Origin of the sequence: Tropicimonas sp. IMCC6043 (genome assembly GCF_004146235.1) — a bacterium.
Lineage (GTDB): Bacteria > Pseudomonadota > Alphaproteobacteria > Rhodobacterales > Rhodobacteraceae > Tropicimonas.
In genome coordinates this window covers 1-22362 of sequence record NZ_SELO01000022.1, presented here as the reverse complement: position 1 = coordinate 22362, position 22362 = coordinate 1, and the positions used below count along the sequence as shown (strand labels likewise).

Genomic DNA, 22362 nt, shown 5'->3' with positions numbered 1-22362 from the left:
GGCGACAGCGGTTGACCCCCGCCCGTGTCGCTGCCATCTGCAAGGCATTACATTCGCATTCGAGACCGCCATGGCGCAGCCAAATCGCTTCTGGAACTGGATTGCCCGACGCTATGCCCGCACGCCGGTGGCCGACGAGGCCGCCTATCGGGAAAAACTCGCGCGGACGCAGGCCCGGCTCGACCCCGGCTGGCGGATGCTGGAGATCGGCTGCGGCACCGGATCGACCGCGCTCGAACACGCTCCGCATGTCGGCGAGATCCTCGCCATCGATTTCGCGCCCGCGATGATCGAGATCTGCCGCGAAAAGGCCGCGGCGGCCGGCATCGACAACATCCGCTTCGAGACAGCCACCATCGACAGCCTCCAGATCGCTCCCGGCAGTTTCGACGCGGCCCTCGCGATGAGCATCCTGCATCTCGTCGAGGACCGTGACGCGGTGATCGCCAAGCTGTTCGATGCGCTCCGGCCGGGCGGGCTCTTCGTCAGTTCGACGATCTGTCTCGCCGGGCGCGCAAGGCTCCTTCGCTCCACGATCCTGCCGCTCGGCAACCTTCTCGGCCTGTTGCCGCGGATCGCCGCCTTTTCGCGCGAAGACCTCGCCACCGCCATCGAGGCGGCGGGTTTCGAAATCGAGGAGATCTGGCAGCCGGGCGAGGCCCCGTCGAAGGCGGTCTTCATCATTGCGCGCAAGCCGGACTGACGCGAAGACCGGCCGATGGCCACCCGTGGCCCGGCTCCGAACTCGGTCGGGCTGGGATTCGCGCCATCACCGGGCCGCGGCGCGGCGATCCGACAACGGGTCGGGGCGGTTCATGTTGAAGACGCCGAAAATTCCGATGCGGTGCGCTGGCTTCAACGCATCGCCGGGACGTGGGCGCGGCCCGGAAATGGCGCGGCGGGCTCACGACGTTGCCCGGCACCATGGTGCAAGGCACATCTGTCCATTGGCACGGCACGCGCTCTGACACTCAGACAGGCCGCCGAAACGCCTCCCGCGCCGCCGCCACCTCGGACCGCATCACGCAACTCTCCACATGGTCATTGATCAGTCCCATGGCCTGCATGAAGGCAAAGACCGTCGTCGGGCCGACGAATTTCCATCCGCGCCTGCGCAACTCCTTCGACAGGGCCACCGAGGCGGGCGAGGTCGAGCGGCTCTGCGGCGCCGCGTCGTCGTCCTCGGGTTCAAAGCGCCACAGGAAGGTTGCGAGCGAGCCCTCCGTGTCGACCATGTCGCAGGCGCATCGCGCGTTGTTGATCACCGCCTCGATCTTTCCACGGTGGCGAACGATGCCTGCATCCTGCAGGAGCCGCTCCACGTCGGCGTCGCCGAAAAGCGCGACCTTTCGGAAATCGAACCCCGCGAAGGCGGCACGGAAATTCTCGCGCTTGGCCAGGATCGTCCGCCAGCTCAGGCCCGACTGGAAGCTCTCGAGGCAGATCTTCTCGAAGAGACGGATGTCGTCGTCGACCGGAAAGCCCCATTCCCGGTCGTGATAGTCGAAGAACTCCGGCGCGGCGGCGCACCAGGCGCAGCGGGGCCGCCCGTCGGGGCCCGGAACGGTCTTGCTCATGCCGGCCCCCTCCGCGACGCGCGGGGGACGTTTCGAACCTCGACCAAGTCGCCAACGCGTCGGACGACGATCCCACCTTTCCGGCGGCCTGTGGTTGCTTCGGTCATGGCGTCAGAGCTTTCCGGCGAGATGGGCGTCGAGATCGGCGAGCCGGTCCTGCCCCCAGAAGCGCTCATCGGTATCGGTGATGTAGAACGGCGAGCCGAAGACGCCGCGTTTGACCGCTTCCTCGAGATTGGCCGCATAGGTCTCCGCCCCGGTGAGCAGGCCCGAATCGGCAAGGCTCGGATCGAAACCGCAGTTTCCGAGGCATTCCCGCACCACATCATCGCGTGCGATGTCCTTCTCCTCGGCCCAGCCCGCGCGCAGGAAGGCTTGCACCAGCGGGCCGACATTGCCGCCGGAGAGCTGCGCCGCGATGATCGCATAGGAGGAGGGCGCAGCGTTGGTCGGGGAATGCGCCGGCCGCGGGTTCATCGGCATCCCGGTCTTTTTCGCCCACCGCTTGATCTCCTGCATCCGGTATTCGAGCCGCGACGGGTGTCGCTCCTGCGGAACGATGCCGCCGGTACGGGGGAAAAGCGCAAGGATATCCATCGGCTTGTAGGTGATGGTCGCGCCGCGCGCCTCGGCGATTTCCTCGAGGCGATTGCCGGCGAGATAGGTGAAGGGCGAAAGCGTGGAGAAGAAATAGTCGATATGCGGCATGCGTGCCTCCTTCGTTGCGACGCCACCATAGCCGGGTGCGGTTTGTTGACAATGCCGGGGGCTTCGGGTCTTTGAAAACGGCGGCGCGGCCGCCGCCCGTCCCGAAGCAGGAGACCGGACCCGCCCATGTCACCGCTGATCCGCCAGGCCCTCCTCGTGGCGCTCATCACCTTCGGCGCAGCGCTTGCGCTGCGACTGCCTGGCGTGGACCTGCGCGCGCCATGGCTCGACGAGATCTACTCGCAATTCGCCATCTCGCGCGACTGGTACGGGCTCGCCGCGGACCGGATCAGCCGCGGCCACTCGCCGCTCTATTTCGCGCTAATGAAAGCATTGGGAATAGAGGGCGGCAACGTCGTCCTCATGCGGACGGCCTCCGTCGTCTTCGATGCCGCCGGCGCCGCGGTGCTCGCGGGCGGGCTCGCGAAATATGTCTCCACGCGCGCCGGGCTGTTCTTCGGCCTGCTCTACGCCGCCTCCCCGCTGGCAATCCACTGGTCCCAGAATGCCCGCCCCTATGGCCTTCTGATGCTGTTCCTCGGCATCGGGATCGCCGGCGCGCTTGGCCTCTTTGCGACGCTGGGGCAAGGCGCCGCGGCGGACGGACCGCGCCTTCGCCGCCCGATGCGGCTTTTCGGCTGGGGCTTCTCGCTCGCGAGCCTGACCATGACCGCCGGCATCTTCGCCTTCGTCACCCTCGCCGCCCTGCCTTTCGCCCTGCCCCGCAGCCGCAACGACGCTGCCTTCCGCGCCCGCTGGCGTCGCGCCGTGAAGGTGCCGGCGATCGTCTCGGTGCTGGGCTATTTCGCCTTCAGCGGGCCGCATATCGCGCGCCAGGCCGAAGAAGGCTACTGGGCCGACAAATACAACACGCTCGGGCTCGAGGGGCTGGTCAACCTCTGGAACCAGGTCGTCTTCGACGGTGGGCTTGCCGCCGTCATCGGCCCGTCCGGCACGCTTGCCACGACGGTGACCTGGGTTGTGTCGGCGGCTCTCCTGCTCTTCGCCCTCGCCGGCGCACTCGCCTGCCGCGACCGCCCGGCGCTGCTCGCGCCGGTCCTGTTGCTCGCGGGCTATGTCGCGCTGCTGCTCTGCGTCAGCATCTGGACCAGCGTCCTCGTGCCGCGCTATTTCCTGCCGGCCCTTTTCTGTCTGCTGGCGCTGGCCGGCAGCGGCATGGCGCGCCTCGGCAACCGCGCCTGGAGCTGGTTCGCGATCCTGCCCCTCCTCGCCCTTTTGGCGAGTTTAGGCGCGGCGCAGTCCCGGCTTCCGGGCACGCCACCCGACCGCTCGCTCGAACCGGTTGCACGGATCATCGCCCGCACGCCGCCCGAAAACCTCCGCCTGCTCTATGAGAAGGAAGACGACAGCCGCAACCGCCTCATCTCGGAGCTTTTCCCGCTGCGCTACGACCGCCCAGACCTCGGCCGCCCGGAGATGAGTTCCTACCGGCCCGACCGGCTTGCCGATGCGATGGCCGAGGGCCGCGACATCTTCGCCTACATGACCGTCCCCGGCCTTGACGCGGCGCTCGCTTCCGGTGCCCCGCCGCCCGCCTGTGTCCATGACTTTGGCGATTGGGCGCTTGCCTACTGGGGCAACGACACCGCCGCCTGTGCCCGATGAGCCTCCGCGGGCGCGTCGCGGCGCATCTCGGCGCAACAGGCGGCCGCCGCGACGCTCGCGACATGTTTCCATTCGACCTCCCGTGCGCTAGGGCAACAGCGTCACATCCCCGTCACGAATCCGCTATCCCGGAGCCCGCCCATGAATCCTCACCAGAGCCAGCCCAAGCTGATCTCCGGAAACGCCAACCGAAGGCTGGCCGATGCGATCTCGCGCCGCGTCTCGATGAGCCGCGGCATGTCGGTTGGCCTCGTCGATGCCCGTGTCGAACGGTTCAACGACCAGGAAATCTTCGTCGAGGTCTACGAGAACGTCCGCGGCGAGGACATGTTCATCCTCCAGCCGACCTCGCACCCGGCCAATGACAACCTGATGGAACTCCTCATCATGGCCGACGCGCTGCGCCGCTCCTCGGCCGCGCGGATCACCGGCGTGATCCCCTATTTCGGCTATGCCCGCCAGGATCGCCGCTCCAAGGCGCGCACGCCCATCTCGGCCAAGCTGGTGGCCAACATGATCGCCGCCTCCGGCATCGACCGGGTCCTGACCATGGATCTTCACGCCACCCAGATCCAGGGCTTCTTCGACATCCCCGTGGACAACCTCTATGCCGCGCCGATCTTCGCGCTCGATATCAAGCACAAGTTCGGCAAGAAGCTGGACAAGATTACGGTGGTCTCCCCCGATGTCGGCGGCGTCGGCCGCGCGCGCGAGCTTGCCCAACGGATCGGCTGCGCGCTCGCCATCGTCGACAAGCGCCGCGAGAAGGCCGGCGAAGTGGCGGAGATGACCGTGATCGGCGACGTCACAGGACAGACCTGCATCATCGTCGACGACATCTGCGACACCGCCGGCACGCTGGTGAAGGCCGGAGACGTGCTTCTGGAGAACGGCGCCAAGGAGGTGCATTCCTACATCACCCACGGCGTGCTCTCCGGCCCGGCGGTCGACCGGATCACCAAATCCTCGATGAAATCGCTCGTCATCACCGATTCCATCGAGGCGACCGAGCAGATCGCGAAGGCCAAGAACATCCGCATCGTGCCGACCGCACCGGTCTTTGCCCAGGCGATCCTGAACATCTGGAACGGCACCTCGGTGTCCTCTCTCTTCGATCACGACTCGCTCGCGGCGATCTATGAGGGGACCTACTGAGCGGGGGCACGCACGCCCTCGCAGATAATCACCAAATCCGGGCTGACCGCCCGCCTTCGGCGCTTATGCCGAGGGGGCCCGGAACCGCCGCGTTCCCTCTTCCGGCCAGCCGCGGCGTCCAGTCCTCTACCTAAAAAAGGGCCCCAGGGGGCCCTCTTCTTCTGATCGGAAGTATCCTCGAGGAGGGAGCGCCAGAGGCGCGCGGGGGGTAGAAAGCCCCCCATCCCCGTCAGGTCATGCGTGGATCGGTCCGTCGCCACAGGCCATCGCCGCCTCGCGCACCGCTTCCGAGGTGGTCGGGTGGGCGTGGCAGGTCCGGGCGAGATCCTCGGCCGAGGCGCCGAACTCCATCGCCACGCAGATCTCGTGGATCATCTCTCCGGCGGCGGGGCCGAGGATATGCGCGCCAAGGATGCGGTCGGTCTCCTTGTCGGCGAGGATCTTGACGAAACCGTCGGCCTGCATCATCGCCTTGGCACGGCCATTGCCCATGAAGGAGAACTTGCCGACCTTGTAGGCGCGGCCGGCCTCCTTCAACTGCTCCTCCGTCGCGCCGACCGAGGCGACCTCGGGCGTGGTGTAGATCACGCCGGGGATCAGGTTGTAGTCGATATGCGGCTTCTGCCCGGCAAGCAACTCGGCGAGCGCGCCGCCCTCGTCCTCGGCCTTGTGCGCCAGCATCGGTCCCTCAATCACGTCGCCGATGGCATAGAGCCCCGGCACGTTGGTCCGGTATTCGGCATCGACCGCGATCTGGCCGCGCTTGGTCAGCTCCACGCCAAGCCCGTCGAGCCCGAGCCCCTCGGTATAGGGCAGCCGGCCGGTGGAGACGAGGACCACATCCGCATCCACCTGGTGCTCGCTGTCGTCCTTGCGCAGCTTGTAGCTCACCTTGGCCTTGGTCTTCAGCGTCTCGACCTTCGAGACCGCAGCGCCGGTGATGATCTCCATCCCCTGCTTGCCGAGAATCCGCTGGAAGGTCCGCGCCACCTCGGCATCGGCGCCGGGGGTCACGCCGTCCATGAACTCGATCACCGTGACCTCGCTGCCGAGCCGGCTGTAGACCGAACCCAACTCCAGCCCGATCACGCCGCCGCCGACCACGACCATCTTCTTCGGCACCTTGGGCAGCTCCAGTGCGCCGGTCGAGGTGACGACGATCTTCTCGTCGATCTCCACCTCCGCGCCCGGGATCGAGGCGGATTTGGACCCGGAGGCGATCACGATATGCTTGGCCGTGTGAACCTCGTCGCCGACCTTGACCTTGCCGGCCTCCGGAATCGAGCCCCAGCCCTTCAGCCAGTCGATCTTGTTCTTCTTGAACAGGAACTCCACACCCTTGGTATTGGCGGCGATCACGCCGTCCTTGTAGGAGAGCATCTTCTCCCATTCGACCTTCGGCTTGGCCGCCTTGATGCCCATTTCCTCGAAATTGTGCTCCGCCTCGTGCAGCATGTGCGAGGCGTGCAGCAGCGCCTTGGAGGGGATGCAGCCGACATTGAGGCAGGTGCCGCCAAGCGTCTCGCGGCCCTCGACGCAGGCGGTCTTGAGCCCGAGCTGGGCGCAACGGATGGCGCAGACATATCCGCCAGGGCCGGCGCCGATCACGATGACATCATATTCTGCCATTCTTCTCTCCTTCGTTTTTCTGTCGCGCTGCGCCATGTGCAGCGCGCCTGTCTCGGGTTCGCCCGTCTCCGGGCGGCATCGCGTTTCATGTCACGGCGCGGTCACGCCAGGAGCCAGGCCTTGGCACCGTCGAAATCGTTGGCCGGGAAGTAATGCACTGGCGCATCGATGAACTGCCGCCCGATCCGCTGGCCGATCGCCTGCCAGGCCTTGTCGCCAACGATGGCGACACGGTCCACGAGATGGCGATGGTCGCGAACCAGCTTGAAATGCGCGCCGATCGCGCCGAGCCCCTGCCAACCGTCGAACTCGCGCAGGTCGAGCAGCAGCCGGAACCGCTCGTTGGCGCGGATGAAGGCGTTAAGGTCCTCGCTCTCGGCCGCGTAGACGGCACTGTCGATCTGGCCGAGAAGCTGAACATGCAGAACGCCGTCGCCGAGATCCGTCTGGTGGATGCTGCCGAGCGATTCCACGAGCCAGCGCCGCGCCGCATCTTCCTCGCCGAGCGCGAAGACCGAGACCGGGCAGTTGACGAAGATCGAAACTGCCCGGACGGTCGTGTTCAGCCAGCCGGTGTCCGAAACCACGGCAATCCTGTCGAAGCCGTTCCAGTGCTTGAGCCCCAGCCGGGCGTCGGCCCCCATCGCCTCGAGCGTGTAGCGTTCGAATCCCTCGCCGACCCGCACGAGAACCCGCAACTGCTCCCGATCCTGCAGCGCTTTCTCGATGGCCGGGACCAGCACATCCGCGTAGTCGTCGGACGTGACAACCCCGCTCAGGTGGATCTCCATGACCGGATGATCGGGAGACATTTTCAGCTCAATCAAGGTGGTCCTCCTCAACGTCGCTCGACCAGGTTTCCGAGCAGCCGCGGGCCCGCCGGTGCGCGTCCGCGGCTGCGCAGGTCACAGATCCATCAGCAGGCGCCGCGGATCCTCAAGCGCTTCCTTAACCTTCACGAGGAAGGTCACCGCGCCCTTGCCGTCAACGACGCGGTGATCGTAGCTCAGCGCCAGATACATCATCGGCCGGACGACGATCTCGCCGTTCACCACCATCGGTCGCTGCTGGATCTTGTGCATGCCGAGGATGCCCGATTGCGGCGGGTTAAGGATCGGCGAGGACATCAGCGAGCCGTAGACGCCGCCGTTGGAGATCGTGAAGGTGCCGCCCTGCATCTCGGCCATCGAGAGCTTGCCGTCGCGGGCACGGCGGCCCTTCTCGGCAATCGCGGCCTCGATCTCGGCAAAGCCCATCGCGTCGACATCGCGGATCACCGGGACGACGAGGCCCTGCGGCGTGCCGGCGGCGATGCCCATGTGGACGAAATTCTTGTAGACGATCTCGTCGCCGTCGATCTCGGCATTGACCTCCGGCACTTCCTTCAGCGCGGCGCAGCAGGCCTTGGTGAAGAAGGACATGAAGCCGAGCCGGACGCCGTGGCGCTTCTCGAACTCGTCCTTGTACTGCGAGCGCAGCGCCATAACCTCGGTCATGTCCACCTCGTTATAGGTGGTCAGGATCGCCGCCGTGTTCTGGGCGTCCTTGAGGCGGCGGGCAATGGTCTGCCGGAGCCGGGTCATCTTGATCCGCTCTTCGCGCGCGGCGTCCTCGGCCGGGACGGGCGCACGCGGGGCGGCCGGCGCGGCGGGTTTATCGGCCGGCTTGTTGAGCGCGGCGATGACATCTTCCTTCATCACCCGTCCGTCGCGGCCCGAGCCATCGACCTTGGCCGGGTCGAGGCCCTTCTCGGCCATCAGCTTGCGGGCCGACGGGGCATCCGCGACATCCTTGCCGGAGGAGGCGGGCGTTTCGGCGGCCGGTGCTTCGGCGGGCGCGGAGGCCGGCGCCGCGGCAGCGCCTGCGCCGGAGGTCAGGACCGCGAGCTTGCCGGCCGCCTCGACCGTGCTTCCCTCGGGCGCAAGGATCTCGGTCAGCACACCGGACGCTGGCGCGGGAACCTCGACCGAAACCTTGTCGGTCTCCAGCTCGCACAGCATCTCGTCCTGCGCGACCCGGTCACCGACCTTCTTGAACCAGGTCGAGACGGTCGCCTCGGTGACGCTCTCGCCGAGCGTCGGAACCATCACGTCGACAGTCGAGCCGTCGCCATCTTCCGACGCCTCGGCAGGCGCGTCGGCCGTATCGGCCGGTTTCGCCTCCTTGTCCGCCGCAGCGCCGTCGCCGGCCTCGAGCGTCGCCAGGAGCGCATCGACACCGACCGTCTCGCCCTCGCCGGCGACGATCTCGCCGAGCACGCCGGCGGACGGCGCGGGAACCTCCACCGTCACCTTGTCGGTTTCCAGCTCGCACAGCATCTCGTCGACGGCCACGGAATCACCGGGTTTCTTGAACCAGGTTGCGACGGTTGCCTCGGTGACGCTTTCGCCCAGGGTGGGCACGCGGACTTCAATGGACATGTTTTCACTTCCCTTCCGTGGTCAGCGCTTCGTCGACGAGCGCCGCTTGCTGTGCTTTGTGTTGGCTCGCCAGTCCGGTGGCCGGCGAGGCCGAGGCCGCGCGACCGACATAGGACGGACGGCTGTGTTTCGCACCGATCCGGGTAAGCACCCATTCGATATTCGGCTCGATGAAGGTCCAGGCGCCCTGGTTCTTGGGCTCTTCCTGGCACCAGACCATCTCCGCACCCTTGAAGCGCTCGAGTTCCTTGACCAGCGAGATCGCCGGGAAGGGATAGAACTGCTCGATGCGGAGGAGGTAGACGTCGTCGATGCCGCGGGCGTCGCGTTCCTCCAGCAGGTCGAAATAGACCTTGCCCGAACACATGACGACGCGCTTGATTTCGCTGTCCGGCTTGAGCTCGGTGTCCGAATTGCCCTTCTGGGCATCGTCCCAGAGGACGCGGTGGAAGGAGGACCCGGTCGTGAAATCCTCCCGGCCCGAGACGCAGAACTTGTGGCGCAACAGCGATTTCGGCGTCATCAGCACCAGCGGCTTGCGGAAGGAGCGGTGGAGCTGGCGGCGCAGGATGTGGAAATAGTTCGCCGGCGTCGAGCAGTTGGCGACGATCCAGTTGTCCGAACCGCAGAGTTGCAGCCAGCGCTCGAGCCGCGCCGAGCTGTGCTCCGGCCCCTGCCCTTCGAAGCCATGCGGCATCAGCATGACGAGGCCGGACATCCGGAGCCACTTGCTCTCGCCGGAGGAGATGAACTGGTCGAACATGATCTGCGCGCCGTTGGCAAAGTCGCCGAACTGCGCTTCCCAGAGCGTGAGCGCGTTGGGCTCGGCCAGCGAGTAGCCGTATTCGAACCCGAGCACGGCATATTCGGAGAGCATCGAATCGATGACCTCGTAGCTCGCCTGCCCCTCCCGGATATGGTTGAGCGGGTAGTAGCGCTCCTCGTTCTCCTGGTTGACGAAGCCGGAATGGCGCTGGCTGAAGGTGCCGCGGGTGGAATCCTGCCCCGCCAGCCGCACAGGGTACCCCTCGGTCAGGAGCGAGCCGAAAGCGAGCGCCTCGCCGGTCGCCCAGTCGAAGCCCTGGCCCGTCTCGAACATCTGCCTCTTGGCGTCGAGCAGCCGCCCGACGGTCTTGTGCAGCGGGAACCCATCGGGCGCCGTTGTCAGCGCCCGGCCGACCTGGTCAAAGGTCTCCTCGGGGATCGCCGTCTCGCCACGCTGGTAGCTGTCGCCCTCGCGGTCGAGATGCGACCAGCGGCCGTCGAGCCAGTCGGCCTTGTTCGGCTTGAACTCCTTGCCGGCCTCGAACTCGTCGTTGAGCTTCGACTGGAAGGCGGCCTTCATGTCCTCGATCTCGCCTTCGGGGATCAGCCCGTCGTCCACCAGCCGTTCGGTGTAGAGCGCCAGCGTCGTCTTATGCTTCTTGATCCGGTTGTACATGATCGGGTTGGTGAACATGGGCTCGTCGCCCTCGTTATGCCCGAAGCGCCGGTAGCAGAAGATGTCGATGACGACGTCCTTGTGGAACTTCTGCCGATACTCGGTCGCCACCTTGGCGGCGTGGACCACCGCTTCCGGATCGTCCCCGTTCACGTGGAAGATCGGCGCCTCGACCATCAGCGCGATGTCAGTCGGATAGGGCGAGGAGCGCGAGAAATGCGGCGCGGTGGTAAAGCCGATCTGGTTGTTGACCACGAGGTGGATGGTGCCGCCCGTCCGGTGGCCCTTCAGCCCCGAGAGACCGAAGCACTCGGCCACCACGCCCTGGCCCGCAAAGGCGGCATCGCCGTGCAGCAGGATCGGGATCACGCTGGTGCGATCGTGGTCGTTGTTCTGGTCCTGCTTGGCGCGCGCCTTGCCGAGCACCACCGGGTTCACCGCCTCGAGATGCGAGGGGTTGGCGGTCAGCGACAGGTGGACCGTGTTGCCGTCGAACTCGCGGTCCGCCGAGGCACCAAGGTGGTATTTCACGTCGCCCGAGCCGTCCACGTCCTCGGGCTTGAACGAACCGCCCTGGAACTCGTTGAAGATCGCGCGGTAAGGCTTCATCAGCACGTTGGCGAGCACTGAGAGCCGGCCGCGGTGAGGCATGCCGATCACCACGTCCGTAACGCCGAGCGCGCCGCCGCGTTTGACGATCTGCTCCATCGCCGGGATGAGCGACTCGCCGCCGTCAAGGCCGAAGCGCTTCGTACCCATATATTTGACATGCAGGAATTTCTCGAAGCCCTCGGCCTCCACGAGCTTGTTGAGGATCGCCCGGCGTCCCTCGCGGGTAAAGGCGATCTCCTTGCCGAAGCCCTCGATCCGCTCCTTGAGCCAGGCGGCCTGTTCGGGATCCGAGATATGCATGTATTGCAGCGCGAAGGTGCCGCAATAGGTCCGCTTCACGATCGCGAGGATCTCGCGCATCGTCGCCGTCTGCAGGCCGAGCACGTTGTCGATGAAAATCGGCCGGTCCATGTCGGCGTCGGTGAAGCCGTAGGAGGCGGGGTCGAGCTCGGGATGCGGCGTCTGCTCGCGCATGCCAAGCGGGTCGAGATCGGCGACGAGATGGCCCCGGATCCGGTAGGCGCGAATGATCATCAGCGCGCGGATCGAATCGAGCACGGCGCGCTTGATCTGGTCGTCGGAAACCTCGACGCCCGTCTCCTCCGCCTTCGCCCTGATCTTTTTGCCGGCCTCGCGGATCTCCGGTTCGGCCGCCCACTCGCCGGTCAGCGCCGCGGTCAACTCGTCGGCGATGAAGCTGTCGGTCCGCGCCCAGGACGGTCCGCGCGCCTCCGCCCGCACGTCCCGCTCGTCATCGTTCAGATGCCGGAAGAACTCCGCCCAGCCCTCGTCCACCGAGGCCGGGTCGTTCGAGTAGCGGGCATAGAGCTGCTCCACGTATTCGGCGTTATGCCCCTGAAGGAAACTCGATGCGTGGAAGATGTCGTTGCGGCTGTGTTCTGTCATGGCGAGTCCTTGGCGCTCTCGTTGATATCGGACTTGATGTGGTCGGCGGCGCTGGCCGCCTTCAGACCGAAACCCGGGCCGCTGGAAGCGGCCCGGGAAATGACGGCCCGGGGAAGAACCGGCGGATGCCTGTTCGCGCGTATCGCATCTGTCGATCCCCTCCCCGGACTGCGGCGGTTCAGCCGATCGCCTTCAGCACCGCCTCGCCGAGCGCGGCGGGGCTGTCGGCGACGACGATTCCGGCCGATTGCATGGCCTCGATCTTGTCCTCGGCGCCGCCCTTGCCACCGGCGACGATGGCGCCGGCATGGCCCATGCGGCGGCCCGGAGGCGCGGTGCGGCCGGCGATGAAGCCAGCGGTCGGCTTCCAGCGGCCCTTCTTGCGCTGTTCGGCGAGGAACTCGGCCGCTTCCTCCTCGGCGGACCCACCGATCTCGCCGATCATGATGATCGCCTGGGTCTCGTCGTCATCGAGGAACATGTCGAGCACGTCGATATGCTCGGTGCCCTTGATCGGGTCGCCGCCGATGCCGACTGCCGTCGACTGGCCAAGGCCGCTGTCCGAGGTCTGCTTGACCGCCTCGTAGGTCAGCGTGCCGGAGCGGGAGACGACGCCCACAGAGCCGCGCTTGTGGATATGGCCCGGCATGATGCCGATCTTGCAGGCATCCGGCGTGATGACGCCCGGGCAGTTCGGGCCGATGAGCCGCGACTTGCTGTCGATCAGCGCGCGCTTGACCTTCATCATGTCGAGCACCGGGATGCCCTCGGTGATGCAGACGATGAGCTCCATCCCGGCGTCGATCGCCTCGAGGATCGAGTCCGCGGCAAAGGGCGGCGGCACGTAGATCACGCTCGCATTCGCCCCGGTCACCGCGCGGGCCTCGTGCACCGAGTTGAAGACCGGCAGACCGAGATGCTCCTGGCCGCCTTTGCCCGGCGTCACGCCGCCGACCATCTTGGTGCCATAGGCAATGGCCTGTTCCGAGTGGAAGGTGCCCTGCGAGCCGGTGAGGCCCTGGCAGATCACCTTGGTGTTCTTGTCAACGAGAATAGCCATTGTCCAATTACCCCTTCACCGCCTTGACGATCTTCTCGGCACCGTCGCTTAGATTGTCCGCGGCGATCACGTTCAGGCCGGAATTCGCGATGATCTCCTTGCCCTTCTCCACATTGGTGCCCTCGAGCCGCACCACCAGCGGAACCTCGAGGCCGACCTCCTTCACCGCGGCGATCACGCCGTCGGCGATGATGTCGCAGCGCATGATACCGCCGAAGATGTTGACCAGGATGCCCTTCACATTCGGGTCCGAGGTGATGATCTTGAAGGCTTCGGTGACCTTCTCCTTGGTGGCGCCGCCGCCGACATCGAGGAAGTTCGCCGGCTCCGCGCCATAGAGCTTGATGATGTCCATCGTCGCCATGGCGAGGCCCGCGCCGTTCACCATGCAGCCGATCTCGCCGTCGAGCGCGATGTAGTTGAGGTCGAACTTGGACGCTTCGAGCTCCTTCGGGTCCTCCTCCGACTCGTCGCGCAGGGCAGCGATATCGGGATGGCGGTAGATCGCGTTGCCGTCGAAACCGACCTTGGCGTCGAGGCACTTGAGATCACCGCCGTCCGTGACGATCAGCGGGTTGATCTCGAGCATGTCCATGTCCTTGTCGATGAACAGCTTGTAGAGGATCCCCATGAGCTTGACGCATTGCTTCACCTGGCCGCCCTCGAGGCCCAGCATGAAGGCGATGCGGCGGCCGTGGAATGCCTGGTAGCCGGTCGCGGGATCGACCGGGAAGGACAGGATCTTTTCCGGCGTCGAGGCAGCAACTTCCTCGATATCCATCCCGCCCTCGGTCGAGCAGACGAAGGAGACGCGGGAGGTGGAGCGGTCGATCAGCAGCGCGAGGTAGAGTTCGCGCGAGATGCCGGAGCCGTCCTCGATATAGATGCGGTTGACCTGTTTGCCCGCCGGGCCGGTCTGGTGAGTGACCAGAGTGCGGCCGAGCATCTTGCGGGCCTCGTCAGCGGCCTCCTCGACGGACTTGGCGAGCCGAACGCCGCCCATCTCGCCCGCATCGGTCTCCTTGAAGGAGCCCTTGCCGCGGCCGCCGGCATGGATCTGCGCCTTCACCACCCAGAGCGGCCCGTCAAGCCCGCCCGCGGCGGTCTTGGCCTCTTCGGCCCTCAGCACGACACGGCCATCGCTGACCGGTGCGCCGTAGTCGCGAAGCAGAGCCTTCGCCTGGTATTCATGGATGTTCATGAAACTGTCCCGTCTAGCTGCGATTTGACCCTGATTGGCATGCTGCGGGACACGGGGAAACAGTTTTGTCTTCAAAAGGTGGAGATTCGCCCGAAAAAATCACCTTTGTGATCACAGGAAAATTAGCTGTGATCACAAAGATCCAGTTTCTGGAAACATCTCGATGGCCAACGGCGGGAATCACTCCGCTCATCGGACCGGATGCTAGCGCAAACAGCTAATTTGTCGAGCTTTCTGCCCGGACAGCCCGCGCAGCTGGACGCTGCAAGCGACGCATCACGACACGCCGCACGGGCCTCGATCCCTCCCTGGATCGGCGACCTCTGCCGCGGGCGGAAACGCGACGGGCTCAGTGGCCCGCGTGCAGCACTCCCGTCCGCAGGGCGTAATCCGCGGCGATCCCGTAATCCGGATCGTCGTCGGAATCCACGATGAGTTGACCGGCTTTCGACAGGAGCTTGTGGCAATCGTGGCTCAGGTGGCGCAGTTCCAGCGTCTTGCCGGCCGCCTCGTATTTCGTCGCGAGCGCATCGATTGCCGTCAGCGCCGACTGGTCGGCCACCTTGCTCTCGGCAAAGTCCACCACGACGCGGGAGGGGTCCCCAGCGGGATCGAAAAGCTCGGCAAAGGCATGGGCGGAGCCGAAGAAGAGCGGCCCCTGGATCTGGTAGACCTTCGCGCCTTCGGGCGTCCGGTAGGATTTGGCGTGGATATGCGACGCGCTCTTCCAGGCGAAGACGAGCGCCGAAATGATGACGCCGACGATCACCGCGGTCGCGAGATCGGTGGCAACCGTTACGACGGTGACCAGCACGATGACGAGCGCGTCCGCAAACGGCACCTTGCGCATGATCGTGAACGACTTCCAGGCAAAGGTGCCGATGACGACCATGAACATCACGCCGACCAGCGCGGCGAGCGGGATCTGTTCGATCGCCGGCGCCGCGAGGACGATGAAGACCAGCAGGAACAGCGCAGCGGCAACGCCGGCAATGCGCGTCCGCCCGCCGGACTTCACGTTGATCATCGACTGGCCGATCATCGCGCAGCCGCCCATGCCGCCAAAGAAGCCGGTGACGGTGTTGGCCACGCCCTGTGCCACGCATTCCTGGCTCGACCCGCCGCGCTCATGCAGGATCTCGCCAACGAGGTTGAGGGTCAGCAGGCTCTCGATCAGGCCGATGGCGGCGAGGATGAGCGCGTAAGGCAGGATGATCTGAAGCGTCTCGAGGGTGAGCGGCACCATGGGGATGTGGAATTGCGGCAGCCCGCCCTCGATCGAGGCCATGTCGCCCACCCGCGGCACGTCGATGCCGAAACCGATCACGATGGCGGCGATCAGCGCGATGCCGGCGAGCGGCGCGGGGATGGCACGGGTCAGCTTCGGCATGACCCAGATCACCGCCATGGTCAGCCCCACCAGCGCCAGCATGGTGGCCAGCGGCACGCCGGTCAGCCATTCCCCGCCCGACATGCCGTGGCCCGTGGCCTCGGCCGAGCCCGGCACCTGGAACTGGCTCAACTGGGCGAGGAAGATAACGATGGCGAGGCCGTTGACGAAGCCGAGCATCACCGGGTGCGGCACCAGTCGGATGAACTTGCCGAGCCGGAAGACCCCCGCGGCGATCTGGATAAGCCCCATCAGGACGACGGTGGCAAAGAGATATTCGACGCCGTGCTGCGAGACGAGCGAGACCATGACCACCGCCAGCGCGCCTGTCGCGCCCGAGATCATCCCCGGCCGGCCACCGATCAGCGCGGTGATCAGCCCGACGATGAAGGCGGCGTAGAGGCCGACCAACGGGTGGACGCCGGCGACGAAGGCGAAGGCCACCGCCTCGGGCACCAGCGCCAGCGCCACCGTGAGACCCGAAAGGATCTCGGTGCGCAGTCGGGCCGGGTTCAGGCTCTCGTCGGAGGAAAACAGGGCGAGATAGTTGCTCGGCGCCAGGGCCGCCATGATGGCTCGGGTCAATTCGGGACCTCTCTTGCAGATCGGGTGCCGCGGCACGCGCCGGATGCCCGGCGGCCAAAAGCGGCGAAATGGGATGTCGCGCCCGGTCGCGTGACGGGCGCATCCGTTGGCGATAACAGAGCCTGCTGCACCGCAGAACCCGGGCCACCGGGAACCCGCCATGCGCTCAGTGCATGGCGCTTATTCCGAAACCGGTTGGGAGGCGGCCAATACGCCGGGACGGATCGGCTCGGTTATTGACCAGTCTCCGGCCCGGAACCTGGAGTGGCACCGCGCCAAAGTCCCAGGCAGGCCCCCCTCCGCCAAACCGGACGAGAAAATATCAGGTGCCGCTCGGCGCCCCGGTACGGGACCGGCATGGACCAAAAATGGTCGCAAGCGCCAGGATCACGCCAGAGACCGTCGCGATCATCCCCGCGGCGGAGACCGCGTTGACCCCGCCGAACCAGAGCGGACCGTAACCGGCGAGCACGTAACCCGCCACCGCCGAGAGCGTCGCGAACCCGACCGACCAGGCAATCTGAGCCTCCAGTCGGTCCGTCATCAGCCGCGCCGCCGCGGGCGGGCAGATGAACATGGCGATGACGATGATCGAGCCCACCGCGTCGAAGGCCGCCACCGCCGCGATGGCGGCGACGATCACGAGCGCCATGCCGAGCGCTCCGGTACGGATGCCCGCGCCTTGCGCGAAACCTTCGTCGAAAGTGGCGATCTTCAACGGCCGCCAGAACAGCCAGAGGAACGCCGCGACGCCCAGCATGGTGACGAAGATCCGCGTGAGTTCGGGCGGCAGGCCCGCGAGCGCCACCGGGTCGAGGAGCGAAGACCAGCCCTCGGCGTCGAGCCAGATCAGCGACTCGAGATTGCCCATCAGCGCGTGTTCCACGTCCAGATGGACGGCCGAGGTGTCCGACCGCTCGAGCAGCAGAACGCCGCCGGCGAACATGGCGGTGAAGACCACCCCCATCGCCGCGCCGGACTCGACCCGGCCCAGCCTGCGGATCGCCTCGATCAGCACCACCGCGACGACTGCCGCGACGGCGGCCCCTGCCATCATCGGCCAGGTTCCCGTCGAGCCGGTCACCAGGAAAGCCAGGACGATGCCGGGCAACACCACGTGGCTGATCGCGTCGCCGATCAGCGCCTGCCGGCGCAGCAGCAGGAAATTTCCCGGCAACGCGCAGGCGATGGCGGTGAAGACGCCGATCAGGATCGGCACCAGGCTCAGGGGAACGAAATCCGCGCCGCTCATGGCGTCACCTCCCGTGGGCCGCCGAGCACCGCGTCGAGCTCGTCGATCTGGTCGGCGGTGAGGACGGTCTCGATGTCGCGCAGCCCGTCATAGAGACCGGAGATCGCCTCGTATTCGGCCAGTCCGTGCAGCGCCTGCCAGCGGTGTTCGTCCCTGAGCGCCTTGGCGGCGCGGGCCCGTCCCGCCTCCGTCGGCACGCCGTCGCGGCGGGCCAGCCCCTTGCGGACGAGCAGCCGGATCGTCAGCGGCTCGTAGACCTCCTGCCCCTGCGCAAGCGCCAGGAGGCCCTGGCGGATATGGACCCGCTCCTGGAACCGCCGGTGGCGCAGCCAGGCGGCAAGCAGGCCGCGTTCCGGGGCGAGAAGAAGCGACAGCAGGAAGAGAACGAAGCAGGTCAGCACGATGATCGGCCCCGTCGGCATCGCCGGAGCCGAGGCCGACAGCGCCGCACCGACATAGCCGGAGACGCCGCCGACAACACCGGCATAGGCCGCCACGCGCGTGCTGCGTTCGGTCCAGAACCGCGCGGTCACCGGCGGGATGATGAGCAGCGCGACAATCAGGATCAGGCCGACGATCTTCAGCCCGACCACCGTGACGGCGAGAACCAGCAGCATCGTCATCATGTCGACCCGGTCCGGCCGGAGACCGATGGACCGCGCGTATTCCGAATCGAAGGCCACGAGGATCATCGCCCGGCGCAGGATCAGCACCAGCGCCAGTGTCAGCGCGCCGCCCGCCGCGATCATCAGCGCGTCCTGCCGGAGCATCCCGGCGGTCGAGCCGAGAAGCAGCCCGTCGAGCCCCGCCTGCCGACCCGACGACATCGTCTGGATCACCGTGAGCAGCACGATGCCCGCGCCGAAGAAGACCGACAGCACGGCGCCGATGGCGGCATCCTCCGAAAGCCGGGTGCGCCGGGTGATCGCCTGGACGCAGATAAGGCCGCCCCAGGCCGTCAGCGCCGAGCCCGCCATCAGCCCTGCGAGGTTGCGCCCGTCGCCCCCCGCAAGCACCATGACGATGAAGGCCAACCCGACGCCGGGCAGCGTCGCGTGGCTGATCGCGTCGGCCACCAGAGCGCGCTTGCGCAGAAACAGGAACGTCCCGGTGACGCCGGCCGCGACGCCGAGCAGCGCCGCACCGACAGCCACCAGCGTGGCGTTATAGCCGAGCTGGAGGGTGAGCGCCTCGAAAAGCATCGCCGTCAAACCGCGCCGAGCGCGAGCCCGTCGATCTGTGTCACGGCGAGCCGCCCGCCATAGGCCTTCTGCAGGGCCTCGCCGGTGAAGGTCGACTCCACCGGGCCCTCGCCGACCTTGCGCACGTTGATGAGGAAGACCCGGTCGAAATACTCGGTGACCGTTGCGAGGTCGTGATGCACCGCGACAACCGTCTTTCCGCCCGCATTGAGCGCCTTCAGCACGTCGATGATCGCCTTCTCCGTGGCTGCGTCGACACCAGCGAAGGGTTCGTCGAGCAGGTAGAGGTCGGCATCCTGCGCCAAAGCGCGGGCAAGAAAGACGCGCTGCTGCTGGCCACCCGACAGCTTGCCGATCTGCCGGTGCGCGAAATTTTCCATGCCGACGCGGGCGAGACAGTCCATCGCCCGGCTGCGGTGCCGGCCGGTCACGCGGGCCAGCAGGCCGAGCTCGCGGTAGAGCCCCATCAGCACCACGTCGATGACGCGGGCCGGGAAATCCCAGTCGACCGACGCGCGCTGTGGAACATAGGCGATGCGACCGCGCGCGCCCTCCAGTGGCCCGCCATAGACGGTGACTCGCCCGGAGAGCGGCCGGACCACGCCGAGCGCGGCCTTGAGCAGGGTCGACTTTCCGGCGCCGTTCGGCCCGATGATCGCCGTCATGGAGCCGTCCTCAAAGGTCGCGTCAACCGAGAAGATCGCCGGTTTCTCGCCATAGGAGACGGTCAGCCCGCGGATCGCCAGCGGACTGGACGCCAGGTTCTCGGCCTCGACCATCCGACCGTGATCGGCGGCAAGTTCCAGGTGGGTCATCCCGTTCTCCTCAAAGACCGGCACTGAGCCGGCCATTCATGCCGCGTTCCGGAGGGACGCCTCCCAATGCGCGGGCGATCGTCGTCATGTTGTGATCGAGCATGCCGATATAGGTGCCCTCGTATGTGCCGGGCTCACCCATCGCGTCCGAGAAAAGTTCGCCACCGACCGTGACCTCGTGGCCCTGCGCTGCAGCGCCCTCGATCAACGCGCGGATGTTGCGGTCCGAGACCGAGCTCTCGACAAAGACCGCGCCGATATCTCGGTCGACCAGCACGTCGACGAGCTCGCCGATGCGGTTCAGCCCGGCCTCGGATTCGGTCGAGATCCCCTGGATGCCGAGCACCTCGAAGCCGTAGGCGCGGCCGAAATAGCCAAAGGCGTCATGCGCCGTCACCAGGACGCGGCTCTGCGCGGGAACCTCGCCGAGAATCTTGTGGCCGTATTCCGCGAGCCCACCGATCTCCGCGACAAGCGCGTCCGTGTTCCGGGTGAACACCGCCGCGCTTTCGGGCCGCGCCTCGATCAACGCGTCACGAACCGCCGGCACGACCTCGGCCCACAGCGCCGGGTCCATCCAAACATGCGGGTCGAACTTGTCGTCGTAGTCCGTGTGGGCGAGCAACTGGTCCTTCGGCAGGCTTTCCGCAATCGCCTCGACCCGCCCCTTTTGCACCAGCTTTTCGAAGAACTCCTCCATCTGCGCCTCGAGATAGAGCCCGTGGGCCAGCACCAGATCGGCCCGGGTCATGGCAACGATATCGCTGCGGGTCTGGCGATAGGAATGCGGGTCGACCCCCGGCCCCATCAGCCCGCGTACCGAGACGAGGTCACCGCCGATCCGCACCGCCGCGTCGGCAATCATGCCGGTCGTCGCGACGATCTCGAGCGGCGCGGCGTCCTGCGCCCGGCCCGGCATCGCGGTCGCCCAGACCGCACTTGCCCCTATCGCTGCAAGCAGCTCTCTCCTGTGCATCTCACCCCTGTCATCGCTGTCGTCTGTCGCGCGGGCGCATCCGCCCCGATGGAATGAATATGCAACTCGTTTGCAAAAAATCAAGAAGATTGCGAACGACTATCATCTGCAACCCGGTCGAACGACTGGACCGGCAGCGACGGAGCGTGACGTTCCGGCCGGATCGAACGTGGCTTTCGGGCGGTCTGGCCTCAGTGGGTCCAGGTCTGGCGACGGTTGGTGGCGAAATTCTCGCCATAGCCGTTCTTGCGGATCACCGGCTTGCGCTTCTTCGGCTCCACCACGACATAGTCGATCCCGTGTTCCTTGGCGTAATCCTCGGCCGCCTCGCGGCTGTCGAATTTCATCCGGATCTGCGCGGACATGTCCGAATTGGAGGGCCAGCCCATCAGCGGGTCGATCGTCCGCCCACCCTCGGGCACCATCTCGAGCATCCAGAGCCTCGTCTTCCCGGTGCCGGATTGCATGGCGTTCCTGGCTGGTTGGTAGATCCGCGCGCGCATGGGCAAACTCCTTGGTTCTCGGGCGATATATCGCCAAGCCGGCGCTTCGGCGCAAGGGGCCAATCTGTCTCGGAGACTGCAGGTGGTTGCCAGCCGGCGTCGAGGGAATGGGGTGGGTCGTGAGGCTGGCCGGCTGGCAACCGTACTGCTGCGTAGATCTAACGTAGCGTCAATTCAACCGAGGCGCGAGTCCTATTGTTTGCGCTCTCACGACAAAGTGCACTTTTCCGCAGGTCCTCCTGCAACCAGGAAACGATCCCCCACCCTCGCCGCTCTGGCAAAGCACCGGCGCCGGCCTCTAGGTCGTGTTGACAAAAGGGATTCACACTCGGCAGTAGGGTGCTGTCAGACGGATTCGAACCGGTCTCAGGTCGGACAGTAGTCCTGCCCCTTATGCCGCGCCAAGGTCACGCCACTCTGCGAGAGCGGCGGCACGGTTGAGCTTGAAATTCTGTCGAGAGTAGAGGTGGCGTTCCTGGTTGAAATGATTGTGGACCGAGGCGTGGACGGAGACGAATTTCTGCAAACTTCGCATCCGCCGAAAGCGTTGCATCGCCCGCTCCCGTCGTCGAAAGGGCAGGTGCGAATTCTCCGCCCGGTTGTTCTGCCAGCGTCCGGTTTCCTGCCGATCCGCCGCACCGACTTCCCTCAGCGCGGCACCGTAGGAGCGGAGCTTGTCAGTGACGAAGATATGCGGCCGCCCGTAGCGCTTCATTGATTTCTTCAATAATTTCAATGCCGCCTTCTTGTCCCGCGTCTTCGTCACGAAGCTTTCCAGCACCTCGCCCTCATGATCGACGGCCCGCCAGAGATAGTGCCGCTCGCCATTTATCTTCACGAACAGGCGAGTGGCGCGGGGGACTTTCACCCCCGCGCTCTCTCAGAACCGGACGTGATACTCTCGCATCATCCGGCTCCCATTGTTCAGCCATATCCGTGCAACAGCGGCCAGTGGGCGAACAGCCGGGGTTGGCGTTGCGCAATGCGCAGGAGCCAGTGCCGGGAAGGTGCGCAGCGCGAATGGAGCGGATCTGACAACGCAAATGTACTTTCCCGGTGAGCCGGGCAACGCGCGAGATGGGCTCCTACGACGGGCAAATGATCCCGGAGCGCTTATCGCTCGAAACGAACCAGGACCGCCGCCTCGCTACGTCTTCGATATCGTTTTGGCATAGCGACAGAGGTGGCTCGGGAAATCTGAACGGGTGAGTTAGGTGGATTTTCCGCTCCCGATCCGGCAGCGATGCCGGGAAGAAGGAGCGAAAGATGGCAAGACGTCCGAGAAGAAACCACAGTGCCGCGTT

The 22362-nt window shown here is 66.0% G+C and carries 17 protein-coding genes and 1 pseudogene; 3 read left to right on the top strand and 15 right to left on the bottom strand.

Annotated elements, in window-relative coordinates; translation table 11 throughout:
- Positions 1–70 precede the first annotated feature (70 nt).
- Positions 71–703, top strand: a complete 633-nt coding sequence (locus tag EU800_RS17530; RefSeq protein WP_129634325.1) for a class I SAM-dependent methyltransferase — start codon at positions 71–73, stop codon at positions 701–703.
- A 268-nt stretch (positions 704–971) separates the two neighbouring features.
- Here EU800_RS17530 and EU800_RS17525 read toward each other — a convergent pair whose 3' ends face one another.
- Together EU800_RS17525 and EU800_RS17520 are read right to left on the bottom strand one after the other, a co-directional pair.
- Positions 972–1577: a DNA-3-methyladenine glycosylase I gene (locus tag EU800_RS17525; RefSeq protein WP_129634324.1), complete on the bottom strand. Its 606-nt coding sequence runs from the start codon at positions 1575–1577 to the stop codon at positions 972–974.
- 111 nt (positions 1578–1688) lie between these two features.
- Positions 1689–2285 carry a 2-hydroxychromene-2-carboxylate isomerase gene (locus tag EU800_RS17520; protein WP_129634323.1) on the bottom strand — a complete coding sequence of 199 codons (597 nt, stop codon included), beginning with the start codon at positions 2283–2285 and terminating at the stop codon, positions 1689–1691.
- Positions 2286–2411: 126 nt separating this feature from the next.
- Between EU800_RS17520 and EU800_RS17515 the strand changes: the two genes are divergently transcribed.
- Positions 2412–3911: a hypothetical protein gene (locus tag EU800_RS17515; protein WP_129634322.1), complete on the top strand. Its 1500-nt coding sequence runs from the start codon at positions 2412–2414 to the stop codon at positions 3909–3911.
- A gap of 141 nt (positions 3912–4052) precedes the next feature.
- Positions 4053–5066, top strand: coding sequence for a ribose-phosphate pyrophosphokinase (locus EU800_RS17510; RefSeq protein ID WP_129634321.1), 1014 nt, complete (start codon positions 4053–4055; stop codon positions 5064–5066).
- A gap of 234 nt (positions 5067–5300) precedes the next feature.
- On the opposite strand, the gene lpdA is transcribed toward EU800_RS17510, so the two are convergent.
- The 13 genes and pseudogenes from lpdA to EU800_RS17445 all read right to left on the bottom strand — a co-directional run.
- Positions 5301–6695, bottom strand: a complete 1395-nt coding sequence (lpdA, locus tag EU800_RS17505; RefSeq protein WP_129634320.1) for a dihydrolipoyl dehydrogenase — start codon at positions 6693–6695, stop codon at positions 5301–5303.
- A gap of 101 nt (positions 6696–6796) precedes the next feature.
- Positions 6797–7522 carry an STAS/SEC14 domain-containing protein gene (locus tag EU800_RS17500; protein WP_242500617.1) on the bottom strand — a complete coding sequence of 242 codons (726 nt, stop codon included), beginning with the start codon at positions 7520–7522 and terminating at the stop codon, positions 6797–6799.
- A 78-nt stretch (positions 7523–7600) separates the two neighbouring features.
- Positions 7601–9115, bottom strand: coding sequence for a 2-oxoglutarate dehydrogenase complex dihydrolipoyllysine-residue succinyltransferase (gene odhB, locus EU800_RS17495; protein WP_129634319.1), 1515 nt, complete (start codon positions 9113–9115; stop codon positions 7601–7603).
- A gap of 4 nt (positions 9116–9119) precedes the next feature.
- On the bottom strand, positions 9120–12074 hold the full coding sequence (locus tag EU800_RS17490; protein ID WP_129634318.1) for a 2-oxoglutarate dehydrogenase E1 component: 2955 nt from the start codon (positions 12072–12074) through the stop codon (positions 9120–9122).
- A gap of 178 nt (positions 12075–12252) precedes the next feature.
- Positions 12253–13134 carry a succinate--CoA ligase subunit alpha gene (gene sucD / locus EU800_RS17485; protein WP_129634317.1) on the bottom strand — a complete coding sequence of 294 codons (882 nt, stop codon included), beginning with the start codon at positions 13132–13134 and terminating at the stop codon, positions 12253–12255.
- Between the two features lie 7 nt (positions 13135–13141).
- Positions 13142–14335 (bottom strand): ADP-forming succinate--CoA ligase subunit beta, encoded by a 1194-nt coding sequence (sucC, locus tag EU800_RS17480; RefSeq protein WP_129634316.1) that lies wholly within the window; start codon positions 14333–14335, stop codon positions 13142–13144.
- 349 nt (positions 14336–14684) lie between these two features.
- On the bottom strand, positions 14685–16310 hold the full coding sequence (locus EU800_RS17475; protein ID WP_242500616.1) for a SulP family inorganic anion transporter: 1626 nt from the start codon (positions 16308–16310) through the stop codon (positions 14685–14687).
- A 322-nt stretch (positions 16311–16632) separates the two neighbouring features.
- Positions 16633–17562: a metal ABC transporter permease gene (locus EU800_RS17470; protein WP_129634315.1), complete on the bottom strand. Its 930-nt coding sequence runs from the start codon at positions 17560–17562 to the stop codon at positions 16633–16635.
- Positions 17559–18764, bottom strand: coding sequence for a metal ABC transporter permease (locus EU800_RS17465; RefSeq protein WP_129634314.1), 1206 nt, complete (start codon positions 18762–18764; stop codon positions 17559–17561). The genes EU800_RS17470 and EU800_RS17465 overlap by 4 nt, the downstream gene beginning before the upstream one ends.
- Positions 18765–18769: 5 nt before the next feature.
- Positions 18770–19579 (bottom strand): metal ABC transporter ATP-binding protein, encoded by an 810-nt coding sequence (locus EU800_RS17460; RefSeq protein WP_129634313.1) that lies wholly within the window; start codon positions 19577–19579, stop codon positions 18770–18772.
- Between the two features lie 10 nt (positions 19580–19589).
- Complete coding sequence (locus EU800_RS17455; RefSeq protein WP_129634312.1) at positions 19590–20555, bottom strand: metal ABC transporter solute-binding protein, Zn/Mn family; 966 nt, start codon at positions 20553–20555, stop codon at positions 19590–19592.
- 191 nt (positions 20556–20746) lie between these two features.
- Positions 20747–21058: an ETC complex I subunit gene (locus tag EU800_RS17450; RefSeq protein WP_129634311.1), complete on the bottom strand. Its 312-nt coding sequence runs from the start codon at positions 21056–21058 to the stop codon at positions 20747–20749.
- Between the two features lie 391 nt (positions 21059–21449).
- Positions 21450–21902, bottom strand: a pseudogene (locus tag EU800_RS17445) (transposase); the annotation flags it as partial.
- Positions 21903–22362: the final 460 nt, after the last annotated feature.